Raw genomic sequence first — 16,091 nt, 5'->3', positions numbered from 1 at the left:
CCTCTTACTTTTTATTGCGACGACGTACAATGTACTTGTCGGTGCGTTTGTTACTACGAGTCTTATAACCCTTAGTAGGCTGACCCCATGGAGATACAGGGTGACGACCACCAGATGTACGGCCTTCACCACCACCATGTGGATGATCTACTGGGTTCATTGCAACACCACGAACTGTCGGGCGTACGCCTCTCCAGCGTTTAGCACCTGCTTTACCTAACTGGCGTAGCATATGCTCGGCGTTACCAACTTCACCCAATGTCGCGCGGCAATCAACAGGCACTTTACGCATTTCGCCAGAGCGAAGACGTAGAGTGGCGTATGCGCCATCACGAGCAATAACTTGTACATAAGCACCAGCAGAACGCGCGATTTGAGCACCTTTACCAGGCTTCATTTCGACTGCGTGTACTACGCTACCCACAGGGATATTACGTAGAGGCATTGCGTTACCGCTCTTGATCTCTGCATCGATACCAGACTGGATTGAATCACCAGCTTTCATGCCTTTAGCGGCAATGATGTAACGACGCTCACCGTCAGCGTAAAGTACCAATGCGATGTTAGCTGTACGGTTTGGATCATATTCCAAACGTTCAACCTTCGCAGGGATACCGTCTTTGTTACGCTTAAAGTCGATTAGACGATAATGTTGCTTATGTCCGCCACCAATGTGACGTGAAGTGATGCGACCAGTATTGTTACGGCCACCACTTTTCGATTTTTTCGCCAACAGGCCTGCAAAAGGTTTACCCTTATGCAAATCGCTGTTCACCACTTTAACTACGTGGCGACGACCTGGAGAGGTTGGCTTACACTTAATAACTGCCATGATAATTCTCCTTTGCTTATTCAGCGCCGCCGACGAAATCGATGTCAGCACCTTCAGCTAGAGTAACATAGGCTTTTTTCCAATCGCTACGACGGCCAGTACGGGCACCGTGACGCTTAGTTTTACCTTTGTTAACCAAAGTGCGAACTGAATCGACTTCAACTTCGAATAGCTGTGCTACTGCAGCTTTAACTTCAGCTTTAGTTGCATCGATAGCTACACGGAAAACAACTGTATTGTTTTTCTCTGCATTCACAGTGCTCTTTTCAGAGATATGTGGAGCAAGAATAACTTTTAACAAACGTTCTTCGCTTATCATCCCAGCATCTCCTCGATTTGCTTAATAGCTTCAGCAGTTACGAGTACTTTGTTGAATGCGATAAGGCTAACTGGATCAATACCAGCAACATCACGAACGTCAACTTTGTACAAGTTACGAGCAGCTAAGAACAAGTTCTCGTCAACTTCTGGAGTAACAATCAACACGTCTTCAAGTTGCATTTCGTTCAATTTAGCTTTCAGCTCTTTAGTTTTCGGAGCTTCAACACCAAACGACTCAACTACTACTAGACGGTCTTGACGTACCAATTCAGAGAATATGCTTTTCAGCGCTCCGCGGTACATCTTCTTGTTAACTTTTTGGCTGTGATCTTGTGCTTTAGCAGCGAATGTTACGCCACCGCCACGCCAGATTGGGCCTTTAACAGTACCAGCACGTGCGCGGCCAGTACCTTTTTGGCGCCATGGCTTCTTGCCAGAGCCAACTACTTCTGCGCGAGTCTTTTGAGCACGAGTGCCCTGACGCGCGTTTGCAGCGTAAGCTACAACTACCTGATGAACCAGTGCTTCATTAAAGTCACGGCCGAAGGTAGTTTCGGAAACTTCAAGAGCACTCTGTGCGTCTTTCAATACCAATTCCATTACTATCTCCTCAGACCTTAAGCTTTAACAGCTGGTTTGATGATCAGGTCGCCATTAGTAGCGCCTGGAACTGCACCCTTAACCAGTAGCAAGTTACGCTCAGCATCTACACGTACAATGTCTAGATTCTGCGTAGTAACACGCTCTGCACCCATGTGGCCTGACATTTTCTTACCTTTGAAAACGCGACCAGGTGTCTGGTTTTGACCGATAGAACCGTTAGATCTATGTGCCAAAGAGTTACCATGTGTCATATCTTGGGCATGGAAGTTCCAACGCTTAATACCGCCTTGGAAGCCTTTACCTTTTGATTGACCAGTTACATCAACTTTCGCTATGTCAGCGAAGATATCTACATTTAGCTCAGCACCTACTTCGATGCCTTCACCATCACCATCTGCCAAACGCAATTCCCACAAACCACGACCGGCTTCAACGCCTGCCTTAGCAAAGTGACCTGCTTCTGGTTTAGTGATGCGATTAGCTTTTTTGGTACCAGTAGTAACTTGAAGTGCACGGTAACCGTCTGTATCCAAAGTTTTCACTTGGGTTACACGGTTAGCAGCAATTTCAATTACTGTTACAGGTACCGACGCGCCATCTTCATTGAAGATACGTGTCATACCTACTTTACGACCGATAAGACCGATAGCCATCTCTCAAACCTCTTCTAAGCTCAATTAACCCAAGCTAATCTGAACGTCAACACCCGCCGCAAGATCTAGACGCATAAGTGCGTCAACAGTCTTTTCAGTCGGCTCTACGATGTCAACAAGACGTTTGTGAGTACGAAGTTCGTACTGATCACGCGCATCTTTATAACGTGTGGAGAAGTCAAAATGGTATAACGTTCTTTACGCGTTGGAAGTGGAATTGGACCACGAACCTGTGCGCCTGTACGCTTAGCAGTTTCAACGATTTCCGCAGTAGACTGATCAATCAAACGATGATCAAATCCTTTTAAGCGGATACGGATTCTTTGGTTCTGCATTGACCAGAGCTCCTAAAATGTACACATAAAAAATCACCCTCTAGCTTCTTCCATTTGGAAAAGCAGAGCGAGATGATTTAACCGTTCGACTCACAATTGGAGTCGCTGTTTTTTTACGTCAACCTCAAGGGTAGACCAATTTAAATTCGCCTAATGGTTAAGGCGAGGGGCTATTATACTGATTTTAAGTCTCAGATCAACCCCACTGTTTGAAATACCGTCAAATAGACCATATTCAACAAAGTGGCGGCTATTATACCCAGCCAGATCGAGATTGCCAGTACTTAGATACATTTCTTAAGGCAATAAAAAAGGCAGCCTAAGCTGCCTTTTTCAGTATTGCGCTAAGATAAGTCGCTATTAAGCAACGATCTCTGCAACAACACCAGCACCAACTGTACGTCCACCTTCACGGATTGCGAAGCGTAAACCTTCGTCCATCGCGATTGGGCAGATTAGTGTTACTGTCATAGCAACGTTGTCACCAGGCATTACCATCTCTACGCCTTCTGGCAATTCGATAGTACCGGTTACGTCAGTTGTACGGAAGTAGAACTGTGGACGGTAGCCTTTGAAGAATGGAGTATGACGTCCACCTTCTTCTTTAGACAGAACGTAGATTTCTGACTTGAAAGTTGTGTGTGGAGTGATTGAACCAGGAGCAGCAAGAACCTGACCACGCTCAACATCTTCACGCTTAGTACCACGTAGAAGAACACCACAGTTCTCGCCAGCACGACCTTCGTCAAGAAGCTTACGGAACATTTCAACACCAGTACAAGTTGTCTTAGTTGTATCTTTGATACCAACGATTTCTACTTCTTCACCAACTTTGATGATACCGCGCTCTACACGACCTGTTACTACTGTACCACGGCCTGAGATTGAGAATACATCTTCAATTTGAAGAATGAATGCACCATCGATTGCACGCTCTGGCTCTGGGATGTAAGTATCTAGAGCTTGTGCTAGTTCAATGATTTTTGCTTCCCACTCTGGCTCGCCTTCAAGGGCTTTAAGCGCAGAACCTTGGATAACTGGTAGGTCATCACCTGGGAATTCATATTCGCTAAGAAGTTCACGAACTTCCATTTCTACAAGCTCAAGAAGCTCTTCATCGTCAACCATGTCACACTTGTTCATGAATACGATGATGAATGGTACGCCAACCTGACGTGAAAGCAGGATGTGCTCACGTGTTTGTGGCATTGGACCATCTGTAGAAGCAACTACTAGAATCGCGCCGTCCATTTGAGCAGCACCAGTAATCATGTTTTTAACATAATCGGCGTGACCAGGACAATCTACGTGTGCGTAGTGACGTGATGGAGTGTCATATTCGATGTGAGAAGTATTAATTGTAATACCACGCTCGCGCTCTTCTGGAGCGTTATCGATTTGTGCGAAATCTTTAACTTCACCACCGTATGTTTTAGTCAAAACAGCAGAGATAGCAGCAGTTAGTGTTGTTTTACCATGGTCGACGTGTCCAATGGTACCAACGTTAACATGCGGTTTACTACGTTCAAATTTTTCTTTAGCCACGATATATTCCTTTCTTTTCAGAAAATGCTCGGCGTTATTTACCGAGCAATAGCAATTAATTATATCAATAAAAGAGTGAGACTGTTTAGCCTCGAGCTTCCATTATTGCTTTAGTAACATTTTGCGGTGCATCGGAGTACTTCAAAAACTCCATAGAGTATGAAGCACGACCCTGAGTCGCAGAGCGCAAATCGGTTGCATAACCGAACATTTCAGATAATGGTACTGTTGCATGCACAAGTTTAACACCTGCGATACCATCGTCCATGCCTTCAATAAGACCACGACGACGGTTTAAGTCTCCAACCACATCACCCATATAGTCTTCAGGTGTTGTAACTTCAACTTTCATACAAGGTTCAAGCAAGGCAGGGTCTGCTTCAAGAGCACCCTTTTTAAAGCCCATTGAACCGGCAACTTTAAAGGCCATTTCGTTAGAGTCCACATCATGATATGAACCATCGAACAGAGTAACCTTTACGTCTAGAACAGGGAAGCCGGCTAAAACGCCACTCTTCATCTGCTCTTGAATACCTTTATCTACTGCTGGGATGAATTCCTTAGGAACCGCACCACCAACAATTTCGCTGACAAATTCGTAACCAAAACCCTCTTCTTGAGGTTCTAGTTTCAACCAAACATGACCGAATTGACCTCGACCACCTGATTGTCGAACGAATTTACCTTCAACTTCCACACTTGCGCGGATAGTCTCACGATATGCAACTTGAGGTTTACCTACATTACAGTCAACACCGAATTCGCGACGCATACGGTCTACGATGATATCTAAGTGTAGCTCACCCATACCAGAGATCAGTGTTTGACCCGATTCTTCATCAGTTTCAACACGGAACGATGGATCTTCAGCAGCTAACTTTTGTAGCGCGATCCCCATCTTATCTTGGTCTGCCTTGGTTCTTGGCTCAACGGCAATAGTAATTACAGGCTCTGGAAACTCCATTCGCTCTAGAATTACTTTATGGTCGCTATCGCATAATGTATCACCAGTAGTCACGTCTTTAAGACCAATAGCGGCAGCGATATCGCCAGCTCGCACTTCTTTGATCTCTTGACGGTCATTGGCGTGCATCTGCACCATACGACCAATACGTTCACGTTTTTGCTTAACAGAGTTATATACGCCAGCACCTGTTTCTAATACGCCTGAATAAACACGCATAAAGGTTAAGGTACCCACAAATGGGTCTGTAGCAATCTTAAATGCCAACGCTGCGAAAGGCGCGTTATCGTCCGCTGGACGATCGGTCTCTTTCTCATTCTCGTCAATGCCCCTGATAGCAGGAACTTCAACTGGTGATGGTAGAAAATCTACCACAGCATCGAGAACCGCTTGTACACCTTTGTTCTTAAAAGCAGAACCACAAGTTGCCAAAACGATTTCGTTATTTAAGGTACGTTTACGCAGTGCTTCTTTGATCTCAACTTCTGAAAGCTCGCCTTCTTCAAGGTATTTTTCCATCAGTTCGTCTGAAGCTTCCGCTGCACTTTCCACCAAGTATTCACGCATTTCTGCAGCTTTATCGGTTAGGTCAGCAGGAATATCTTCATAGGTGAAAGTCATTCCCTGATCTTCTTCAGACCAGTTAATCGCTTTCATCTTAATCAAATCAACAACACCTTTGAACTCTTCTTCTGCACCGATATTCATTTGAATCGGTACACAAGTCGCTCCAAGACGGTTACGGATCTGCTCGACTACGCTATCAAAGTCTGCGCCTGCACGGTCCATCTTATTGACGAAAACCATACGAGGAACATGATACTTATCAGCCTGACGCCAAACAGTTTCAGATTGGGGTTCTACCCCTGATGAACCACAGAAAACAACAACAGCGCCATCAAGTACTCGTAGAGAACGTTCAACTTCAATAGTGAAGTCTACGTGTCCAGGAGTATCAATGATGTTAATACGGTGCTCAGTAAACTGTGCTTCCATTCCGCGCCAGAAAGTAGTCGTTGCGGCTGAAGTGATGGTAATCCCACGCTCCTGCTCTTGCTCCATCCAATCCATAGTGGCTGCGCCATCATGAACTTCACCGATCTTATGAGACATACCGGTGTAGAATAGAACACGTTCAGTTGTGGTGGTTTTGCCAGCATCAACATGAGCGACAATACCGATATTACGATAACGCTCAATTGGGGTTGTACGAGCCACGATTTATACCCTCTTAGCTAAAACCTGAGTGTTAGCAATGCAAGTAAGGCGCAGGCAAAAGCCTGCGCCAAGATATTACCAGCGGTAATGAGCAAACGCTTTGTTTGCTTCTGCCATACGATGCACGTCTTCGCGCTTCTTAACAGCAGTACCTTTGTTTTCTGATGCGTCTAGCATTTCACCGGCTAGACGTAACGCCATAGATTTTTCACCACGCTTACGTGCAGCTTCAACCAACCAGCGCATCGCTAGTGCGTTACGACGCACTGGACGAACTTCACATGGTACCTGGTAAGTAGAACCACCAACACGACGAGATTTAACCTCGACTGATGGACGTACATTGTCCAGGGCTGCTTCAAGGATTACTAAATGGTCTTCGCCTTTCTTTTCAGACGCAGTATCTAGTGCCTTGTAAATAATTTTTTCTGCAGTCGACTTTTTGCCGTCCTGCATAATGACGTTGATGAACTTAGCCAGCAACTCACTGTTGAACTTTGGATCTGGTAGGATTTTACGTTGTCCTACAACGCGACGTCTTGGCATAACAATTTCTCCGTATGCTTCAGGGACCCCAAAACTGGAATCTCAATATATCTCTAGCTTGGCCTTACTTAACGGAAAACGTTAAGACTTAGGACGCTTAGCACCGTACTTTGAACGACCTTGACGACGTTCGCTTACGCCAGCACAATCTAAAGCGCCACGTACAGTGTGGTAACGCACACCCGGTAAGTCTTTAACACGACCGCCACGGATTAGAATTACGCTGTGTTCCTGCAAGTTGTGGCCTTCACCGCCGATGTACGAAGTAACTTCGAAACCGTTAGTAAGACGCACACGAGCTACTTTACGTAGTGCAGAGTTAGGTTTTTTTGGTGTGGTTGTGTATACGCGAGTACAAACACCACGTTTTTGTGGACACGCATTCAACGCAGGCACATTAGTCTTGTCGACTTTTGGCGCGCGAGGCTTACGTACCAACTGGTTTACAGTTGCCATGTATAGCTCCGAATCAGTTGATTTAATCAACAGTAAGGTGTGAAAAATCTATATCCCACAGGTGTGGGACGCGAAATTTTAGAAGTGTATGGCGTGTGTGTCAAGAAATAGACAACTTTTAACCGATTTAAAGTAAAAAAAAGGCGCCAAAGGCGCCTTTTTTACAATCTATTTACTTTTCAGACTGAATTAATCAGAACTTCCAGCAAGATTTAGTAGATCAGCAAGGTTCTGCTCAGCTTCGCTCGCGCTAATTGCTGGTGCTTCTTCAGCAGCTGGTTTAACAGCCGCTTCAGCACGCTTCTGGTGGTAAGAGTAACCTGTACCAGCAGGGATCAAACGACCCACAATTACGTTCTCTTTCAGACCGCGTAGCTTATCGCTCTTACCGCCAACAGCTGCTTCAGTAAGAACACGAGTGGTCTCCTGGAACGATGCTGCAGAGATGAACGATTCAGTCGCAAGAGACGCCTTGGTAATACCAAGAAGTTCACGCTCGAATGTCGCTGGCTGCTTACCTTGTGCTTCAAGTTCGCGGTTAGCGATCTTCACACGTGATACTTCAGCTTGCTCACCCGCTAGGAATTCACTGTCACCAGCGTTAGCGATCTCACACTTACGCAGCATCTGGCGAATAATCACCTCAATGTGCTTATCGTTGATCTTCACGCCCTGTAGACGGTAAACATCCTGTACTTCATTCACGATGTAGTTAGCCACATTGTGGATACCACGTAGTCGTAGAATGTCGTGCGCTGCTTCTGGACCATCAGCAATAACTTCACCGCGTTCAACTTTTTCACCTTCGAACACGTTAAGGTTACGCCACTTAGGAATCATCTCTTCGTAATGATCACCACCTTCAGCAGGTGTAATCACTAGACGACGCTTACCTTTGGTTTCCTTACCGAACGAGATAGTACCCGATACTTCAGCAAGAATAGCAGGCTCTTTTGGCTTACGCGCTTCGAATAAGTCAGCAACGCGTGGCAGACCACCGGTAATATCGCGAGTCTTAGAAGATTCTTGAGGAATACGTGCTAATGCATCACCAACGTTAATTGGAGCGTTATCGTCAAGGTTAACAATCGCGTTGCCAGGCAAGAAGTATTGCGCTGGTACTTCAGTACCAGGAATCATCAAGTCACCGCCATCAGCAGCAACAAGACGGATCATAGGACGCATCTCTTTACCCGCTGTTGGACGTTGTGCAACATCTAATACTACGATAGATGAAAGACCCGTTAGTTCGTCCGTTTGACGTGTCATAGTGACACCTTCAATCATATCTACGAACTTAGTACTACCCGCCACTTCAGTGATAATCGGGTGAGTATGAGGATCCCAGTTAGCGATAATCTCACCAGCAGCTACAGGTGCGTCTTCTAGTTTTTCTAGAACCGTACCGTAAGGAACCTTATAACGCTCTTTTTCACGACCTAACTCATCGATGATGGCTAGCTCAGATGAACGAGATACGATAACCAGTTTACCTTCGCTGTTGGTTACATGCTTAGCATTGTGTAGCTTAAGAGTGCCCGCGTTCTTAACTTGAACGTTGTTCTCAGCTGACGCTCGAGATGCCGCACCACCAATGTGGAAGGTACGCATCGTAAGCTGTGTACCTGGCTCACCAATTGACTGAGCAGCTACAACACCAATCGCTTCACCTTGGTTGATGATATGACCACGAGCCAAATCACGACCATAACAAGCAGCACACACACCAAAGTCTGTGTCACAGCTAATTACTGAGCGAACAATCATCTCATCGATAGAGTTATCTTCTACCGTGTCACACCATGCTTCATCAAGCAGAGTGTTACGTGGGATAAGCACTTCTTCAGTACCAGGCTTGAATACGTCTTGTGCAACCACACGACCAAGAACACGTTCACGTAACGGCTCAACAACATCACCACCTTCAATAAGCGGTTTCATTGTTAGACCTTCAAACGTGCCACAGTCTTCTTCAATCACAACTAAATCTTGTGCAACGTCAACTAGACGACGAGTCAGGTAACCAGAGTTAGCTGTCTTCAATGCCGTATCCGCAAGACCTTTACGCGCACCGTGAGTAGAAATAAAGTACTGAGATACGTTTAGACCTTCACGGAAGTTAGCGGTAATTGGCGTTTCGATGATTGAGCCATCTGGCTTAGCCATCAGACCACGCATACCCGCTAGCTGACGAATCTGTGCCGCACTACCACGAGCGCCCGAATCGGCCATCATGTAGATACTGTTGAATGACTCTTGCTTCTCTTCTTCTCCATCACGGTTAATGACAGTTTCTGAAGACAAGTTGTCCATCATCGCTTTAGACACTTTTTCGTTGGCGCTTGCCCAGATATCGATGACCTTGTTGTAACGCTCACCAGCTGTTACTAGACCTGACTGGAACTGCTCTTGAATTTCAAGAACTTCCGCTTCAGCATCAGCAACTAGCGTGTATTTCTCATCTGGAATAACCATGTCGTTGATACCAACAGAGGCACCTGACACAGTTGCAAAATGGAAACCGGTGTACATCAATTGGTCAGCAAAGATAACGGTATCTTTAAGACCTAGTTGACGGTAACAAGTGTTCAATAGCTTAGAGATCTGCTTCTTACCCATGTTCTGGTTAACCAGATCAAACGATAAGCCTTTTGGCAGGATCAATGACAATAATGCACGACCAACTGTAGTATCTACGATACGACGAGTCTTAACTTTTTCGCCTGCTTCGTCAGTCTTGGTTTCGGTAATACGAACCTTAACGCGAGCATGCAATTCGGCAGCACCAGTACGGTAAGCTTTTTCAGCTTCCGCGACTGATTCAAATGCCATGCCTTCACCCTTGCCGTTTACACATTCGCGGCTAGTGTAGTAAAGACCCAATACAACGTCCTGAGAAGGTGTAATCACCGGTTCACCGTTTGCAGGTGAAAGGATGTTGTTGGTAGACATCATTAGTGAACGTGCTTCTAGCTGAGCTTCCAGCGTTAGCGGCACGTGAACAGCCATTTGGTCACCATCGAAGTCGGCGTTGTATGCCGCACAAACCAATGGATGAAGCTGAATCGCTTTACCTTCGATTAGTACTGGCTCAAATGCCTGGATACCTAGTCTGTGCAGTGTTGGTGCACGGTTAAGCATCACTGGGTGTTCACGAATAACATCGTCAAGAACGTCCCATACTTCAGGAACTTCACGCTCAACCATCTTCTTAGCGGCTTTAATAGTTGTCGCTAAACCACGACCTTCTAGTTTGCCGTAGATGAATGGTTTAAATAGCTCAAGTGCCATCTTCTTAGGAAGACCACACTGATGTAAGCGAAGCGTAGGACCTACGGTAATAACCGAACGACCAGAGTAATCAACACGCTTACCTAGCAAGTTCTGACGGAAACGACCTTGCTTACCTTTGATCATATCGGCCAAAGATTTAAGCGGACGCTTGTTAGAACCGGTAATAGCACGACCACGACGACCGTTATCCAATAGCGCATCAACAGATTCTTGCAGCATACGCTTTTCGTTACGTACGATGATATCTGGAGCAGCTAGGTCTAACAGACGCTTTAGACGGTTGTTACGGTTGATCACACGACGGTAAAGGTCGTTCAAATCAGACGTAGCAAAACGTCCGCCATCTAGTGGTACTAGAGGACGTAGATCAGGTGGCAGAACCGGTAGCACTTTAAGGATCATCCACTCAGGCTTGTTGCCTGATTGGAAGAATGCCTCAATAAGCTTAAGACGCTTAGTGATCTTCTTACGACGAGTCTCAGAATTGATAGATGGCAATTCTTCGCGCATCATTTCAATTTCTTTCTCAAGCTCGATAGCACGTAGCAATTCAAGAACTGCTTCTGCACCCATCTTAGCTTCGAATTCATCACCGTACTCTTCCAATGCATCCAGATAGTTTTCTTCTGTCAACATTTGGCCGCGTTCAAGACTGGTCATGCCAGGCTCGATCACCACGAAAGATTCGAAGTAAAGAACACGTTCGATATCACGTAGAGTCATGTCTAGCATCAAACCGATACGAGACGGCAGTGACTTCAAGAACCAGATGTGTGCTACTGGGCTTGCAAGATCAATGTGACCCATACGCTCACGACGTACTTTAGTCTGTGTAACTTCAACGCCACACTTTTCACAGATCACACCACGGTGCTTAAGACGCTTATACTTACCGCATAAACATTCGTAATCTTTTACTGGACCAAAAATACGCGCACAGAACAGACCTTCACGTTCAGGTTTGAATGTACGGTAGTTAATGGTTTCTGGCTTCTTAACTTCACCAAAAGACCAAGAGCGGATCAAGTCAGGCGACGCTAGGCCGATCTTGATACCTTCAAATTCTTCAGTCTTGCTTTGCTGTTTCAGAAACTTTAATAAGTCTTTCACGTTTCTCTCCTGAAGGAGTTAAACCGGGTGCCCTGCACAATGCAGAGCACCAATTTCTTTGCCAATTAGAGGCAGTAACCAAGTGTTACTTTTGATCCAACTCGATATTAATACCGAGTGAACGGATCTCTTTCAACAATACGTTGAAAGATTCAGGCATACCTGGTTGCATCTGATGGTTACCGTCGACGATGTTCTTATACATCTGAGTACGACCGTTCACATCATCTGACTTAACAGTTAGCATTTCCTGAAGGGTATATGCAGCACCGTATGCTTCTAGTGCCCATACTTCCATCTCACCGAAACGCTGACCACCGAACTGTGCTTTACCACCCAATGGCTGCTGAGTAACAAGACTGTACGAACCAGTAGAACGGGCGTGCATCTTATCGTCAACCAAGTGGTTAAGCTTGAGCATGTACATGTAACCAACGGTTACTTGACGCTCAAATTCGTTACCAGTACGACCATCACACAGCGTTAGCTGACCTGAAGTCGGTAAACCTGCAAGAGCAAGCATCTGCTTGATCTCTTTCTCTTTGGCACCATCAAACGCAGGTGTAGCTGTTGGTACACCGCCTTTAAGGTTTTTAGCAAGACGCAGTACTTCATCATCAGTAAATGAATCGATATCGACGCGCTGTTGCACTTCGTCACCTAACTCATAAACTTCTTTGATGTAGCCGCGAAGTTCTGCCAATTCGCGCTGCTCTTCAAGCATCTCAGTAATACGATTACCGATACCCTTAGCTGCAGCACCCATATGAACTTCAAGTACCTGACCGATGTTCATACGTGACGGTACACCTAGTGGGTTCAATACGATATCCACTGGGTTACCTTTTTCATCGTAAGGCATGTCTTCAACAGGACAAATCTTAGAGATTACACCCTTGTTACCATGACGACCCGCCATCTTATCACCAGGCTGAATAGTACGTTTAACTGCTAAGTAAACCTTAACAATCTTCAGTACGCCAGGTGCTAAATCATCACCTTGAGTGATCTTACGACGCTTAACTTCGAACTTCTTATCGAAATCTGCTTTTAGCTCTTCCGCTTGCTCAGCTAACTGCTCTAGCTCAGTTTGCTTCGCTTCGTCATCGATAGTTTGCATCAACAACTGCGAGCGTGGAATTGCATCAAGTTGGGCTTCATCGAAACCAGCACCTAGTAGTAGGTTGCGAGCACGACCAAGAACACCATCTTCAAGAATTTGGAACTCTTCAGTCAAATCCTTCTTCGCCTGAGCGATATGCATCTCTTCGATTTCAACAGCACGCTTATCTTTATCAACGCCGTCACGAGTAAATACTTGTACGTCGATGATAGTACCTTTAACAGAGTTAGGTACACGTAGTGAGCTATCTTTAACGTCAGATGCTTTTTCGCCGAAGATTGCACGGAGAAGTTTTTCCTCTGGAGTAAGCTGTGTTTCACCCTTAGGTGTCACTTTACCTACTAGGATGTCGCCACCCTTAACTTCTGCACCGATATAAACGATACCTGATTCATCTAGCTTAGAAAGCGCAGACTCACCAACGTTTGGAATATCAGCAGTGATCTCTTCGCTACCCAACTTAGTATCACGAGCGATACAAGAAAGCTCCTGAATGTGGATAGTCGTGAAGCGGTCTTCCTGAGCTACACGCTCAGAGATAAGGATTGAATCCTCAAAGTTGTAACCGTTCCAAGGCATGAACGCGATACGCATGTTCTGACCAAGTGCCAAATCACCTAAATCGGTAGATGGGCCATCGGCGAGTACGTCACCACGAACAACTGGATCGCCAACACTACAACAAGGACGTTGGTTAATACATGTGTTCTGGTTAGAACGCGTGTATTTAGTCAAGTTGTAGATGTCAATGCCCGCTTCGCCTGGAGTCAACTCAGCTTCGTCAACTTTCACTACGATGCGGCTTGCGTCAACATAATCAACGTAACCACCACGCTTCGCAGCAACAACAACACCAGAGTCAACAGCAAGCGTACGCTCAATACCGGTACCAACTAGTGGCTTATCAGCCTTAAGTGTAGGTACGGCTTGACGTTGCATGTTTGCACCCATCAATGCACGGTTCGCATCATCGTGTTCTAGGAACGGAATGAGCGATGCCGCCACAGAAATAATCTGTTGTGGCGAAACGTCCATGTATTGGATGTCTGCTGCGCCCATAAAGGTAGAATCACCTTTATGACGACAAGCAATAAGCTCATCCATCATGCGGTTGTTTTCGTCTAACTCAACGATAGCCTGTGCGATAACATAGCGACCTTCTTCGATTGCTGAAAGGTAATCGACCTCATCAGTAACCACACCATCAATAACCTTACGGTAAGGTGTTTCAAGGAAACCATAGTTGTTAGTACGCGCAAAGGTTGACAACGAGTTGATCAAACCAATGTTTGGACCTTCAGGAGTTTCGATTGGACATAGACGACCATAGTGAGTCGGATGTACATCTCGAACCTCAAAACCAGCACGTTCACGAGTCAAACCACCTGGGCCAAGCGCAGAAATACGACGCTTATGCGTCACTTCTGAAAGCGGGTTGTTTTGATCCATGAATTGCGAAAGCTGTGAAGAGCCAAAGAATTCTTTAACAGCTGCAGAGATTGGCTTAGCGTTGATCAAATCCTGAGGCATTAGCTCATTGAGATCGCCAAGGCTTAAACGCTCACGTACGGCACGTTCTACACGAACTAGACCAACACGGAACTGGTTTTCAGCCATTTCGCCAACACTACGGATACGACGGTTACCAAGGTGATCGATATCATCAACTTCGTCCAAACCATTACGGATGGCGATGATGTTCTTCATCACGGCAACGATATCTTCTTTAGAAAGGATACCCGTACCTTCGTCGTCATCAATGCTTAGACGACGGTTGAACTTCATACGACCCACTTTAGACAGGTCATAGCGTTCTTCGCTGAAGAAAAGGTTATTAAATAACGCTTCTGCAGCATCTTTGGTTGGTGGCTCGCCTGGACGCATCATACGGTAGATTTCAACAAGCGCTTCTAAGCGGTTAGTTGTAGAATCAATACGTAGCGTGTCAGAGATGTAAGCGCCGTTATCAAGTTCGTTGATATACAGTGTGCTTACTTCCTTGATGCCTGCCAAAGAAAGCTTAGCAAGATCTTCTAGGCCGATTTCTGCGTTAGCAGAAACTAATACTTCGCCAGTATCTGGATCGATGTAATCTTGACCAGAAATCTTACCAGCAATGTACTCAACTGGTACTTCAAGTTCAGTAGTATTAGTCTTTTCAAGCTGACGAATATGACGCGCAGTAATACGACGTCCCTTTTCGACAAGAACAGTGCCTTCAGCATCTTTAATATCGTAACTTGCCGTTTCGCCACGTAGACGATCAGCAACTAGATCCATGACTAGTGAATCTTGCTTGATCTTAAAGTTTACGCGATCGAAGAACAGGTCAAGAATGTCTTGAGTCGAATAATCTAATGCGCGAAGAATGATCGATGCAGCCAGCTTACGACGGCGGTCAATACGAACAAACAATGCATCTTTAGGATCGAATTCAAAGTCTAACCAAGAACCACGGTAAGGAATAATACGTGCGTTATACAGCACCTTACCTGAAGAGTGGGTTTTACCACGGTCATGATCGAAGAATACGCCCGGGCTACGGTGTAGCTGAGATACGATAACACGCTCAGTACCATTAATTACAAAGGTACCGTTGTCAGTCATAAGAGGGATATCCCCCATATAAACTTCTTGTTCTTTAATGTCTTTTACAGTGCCAGGTGCAGCTTCACGGTCATAAAGAACCATACGCAATTTAACGCGCAGTGGTGCAGAATATGTAATACCGCGGATTTGACACTCTTTCACATCAAAAACTGGCTCGCCTAGTTTGTAGCTGACGTATTGCAGCTCCGAATTACCAGAAAAGCTCTTGATGGGAAAAACGCTACGGAAAGCGGCTTCAAAACCACGCTCACCTGTAGGATCTTGATCGGTGAACTTCTTAAAAGAGTCCAACTGGATTGACAATAGGTAAGGGATATCCAGAACTTTCTGGCGTTTACCGAAGTCTTTGCGAATACGCTTCTTTTCAGAATAGGAGTAAACCATGGGTTTCCTCTGATTGCGAGATGTGACCAAGACTGAAACAATCATCATGATTGAAACAGCGCGTTTGCCCATCACCGTTGATAGCAAGAACCCAACC

General features: G+C 45.5%; 10 protein-coding genes and 1 pseudogene. All 11 read right to left on the bottom strand.

Features of this window, described 5'->3' with window-relative positions; all coding sequences use genetic code 11:
* Positions 1-4: 4 nt before the first annotated feature.
* Complete coding sequence (rplB, locus tag SWP_RS08965; protein ID WP_020912142.1) at positions 5-832, bottom strand: 50S ribosomal protein L2; 828 nt, start codon at positions 830-832, stop codon at positions 5-7.
* Positions 833-848: 16 nt separating this feature from the next.
* Positions 849-1,151, bottom strand: coding sequence for a 50S ribosomal protein L23 (rplW, locus tag SWP_RS08960; protein ID WP_020912141.1), 303 nt, complete (start codon positions 1,149-1,151; stop codon positions 849-851).
* Positions 1,148-1,753 (bottom strand): 50S ribosomal protein L4, encoded by a 606-nt coding sequence (gene rplD, locus SWP_RS08955; RefSeq protein ID WP_020912140.1) that lies wholly within the window; start codon positions 1,751-1,753, stop codon positions 1,148-1,150. Before rplD ends, rplW begins: the two co-directional genes overlap by 4 nt.
* Before the next feature lie 17 nt (positions 1,754-1,770).
* The gene (rplC, locus tag SWP_RS08950) at positions 1,771-2,409 is read right to left on the bottom strand and encodes a 50S ribosomal protein L3 (protein ID WP_020912139.1); all 639 of its coding nucleotides are present in this window, start codon (positions 2,407-2,409) and stop codon (positions 1,771-1,773) included.
* Between the two features lie 24 nt (positions 2,410-2,433).
* Positions 2,434-2,744: pseudogene (gene rpsJ, locus SWP_RS08945) on the bottom strand (30S ribosomal protein S10).
* A gap of 360 nt (positions 2,745-3,104) precedes the next feature.
* The gene (gene tuf / locus SWP_RS08940) at positions 3,105-4,289 is read right to left on the bottom strand and encodes an elongation factor Tu (protein WP_020912136.1); all 1,185 of its coding nucleotides are present in this window, start codon (positions 4,287-4,289) and stop codon (positions 3,105-3,107) included.
* An 85-nt stretch (positions 4,290-4,374) separates the two neighbouring features.
* A complete protein-coding gene (gene fusA / locus SWP_RS08935; RefSeq protein ID WP_020912135.1) occupies positions 4,375-6,471 on the bottom strand; it encodes an elongation factor G in 2,097 nt (698 codons plus the stop codon).
* A gap of 75 nt (positions 6,472-6,546) precedes the next feature.
* Positions 6,547-7,017: a 30S ribosomal protein S7 gene (gene rpsG, locus SWP_RS08930; protein WP_020912134.1), complete on the bottom strand. Its 471-nt coding sequence runs from the start codon at positions 7,015-7,017 to the stop codon at positions 6,547-6,549.
* A gap of 81 nt (positions 7,018-7,098) precedes the next feature.
* Complete coding sequence (gene rpsL / locus SWP_RS08925) at positions 7,099-7,473, bottom strand: 30S ribosomal protein S12 (RefSeq protein WP_012327264.1); 375 nt, start codon at positions 7,471-7,473, stop codon at positions 7,099-7,101.
* A gap of 189 nt (positions 7,474-7,662) precedes the next feature.
* The gene (gene rpoC / locus SWP_RS08920; RefSeq protein ID WP_020912133.1) at positions 7,663-11,877 is read right to left on the bottom strand and encodes a DNA-directed RNA polymerase subunit beta'; all 4,215 of its coding nucleotides are present in this window, start codon (positions 11,875-11,877) and stop codon (positions 7,663-7,665) included.
* 85 nt (positions 11,878-11,962) lie between these two features.
* Complete coding sequence (gene rpoB / locus SWP_RS08915; protein ID WP_020912132.1) at positions 11,963-15,994, bottom strand: DNA-directed RNA polymerase subunit beta; 4,032 nt, start codon at positions 15,992-15,994, stop codon at positions 11,963-11,965.
* Between the last annotated feature and the right edge of the window lie 97 nt (positions 15,995-16,091).

It is taken from the genome of Shewanella piezotolerans WP3 (genome assembly GCF_000014885.1).
Lineage (GTDB): Bacteria > Pseudomonadota > Gammaproteobacteria > Enterobacterales > Shewanellaceae > Shewanella > Shewanella piezotolerans.
Note: the sequence above shows the minus strand (reverse complement) of the source record. Positions and strands in the feature narration are given on the sequence as shown.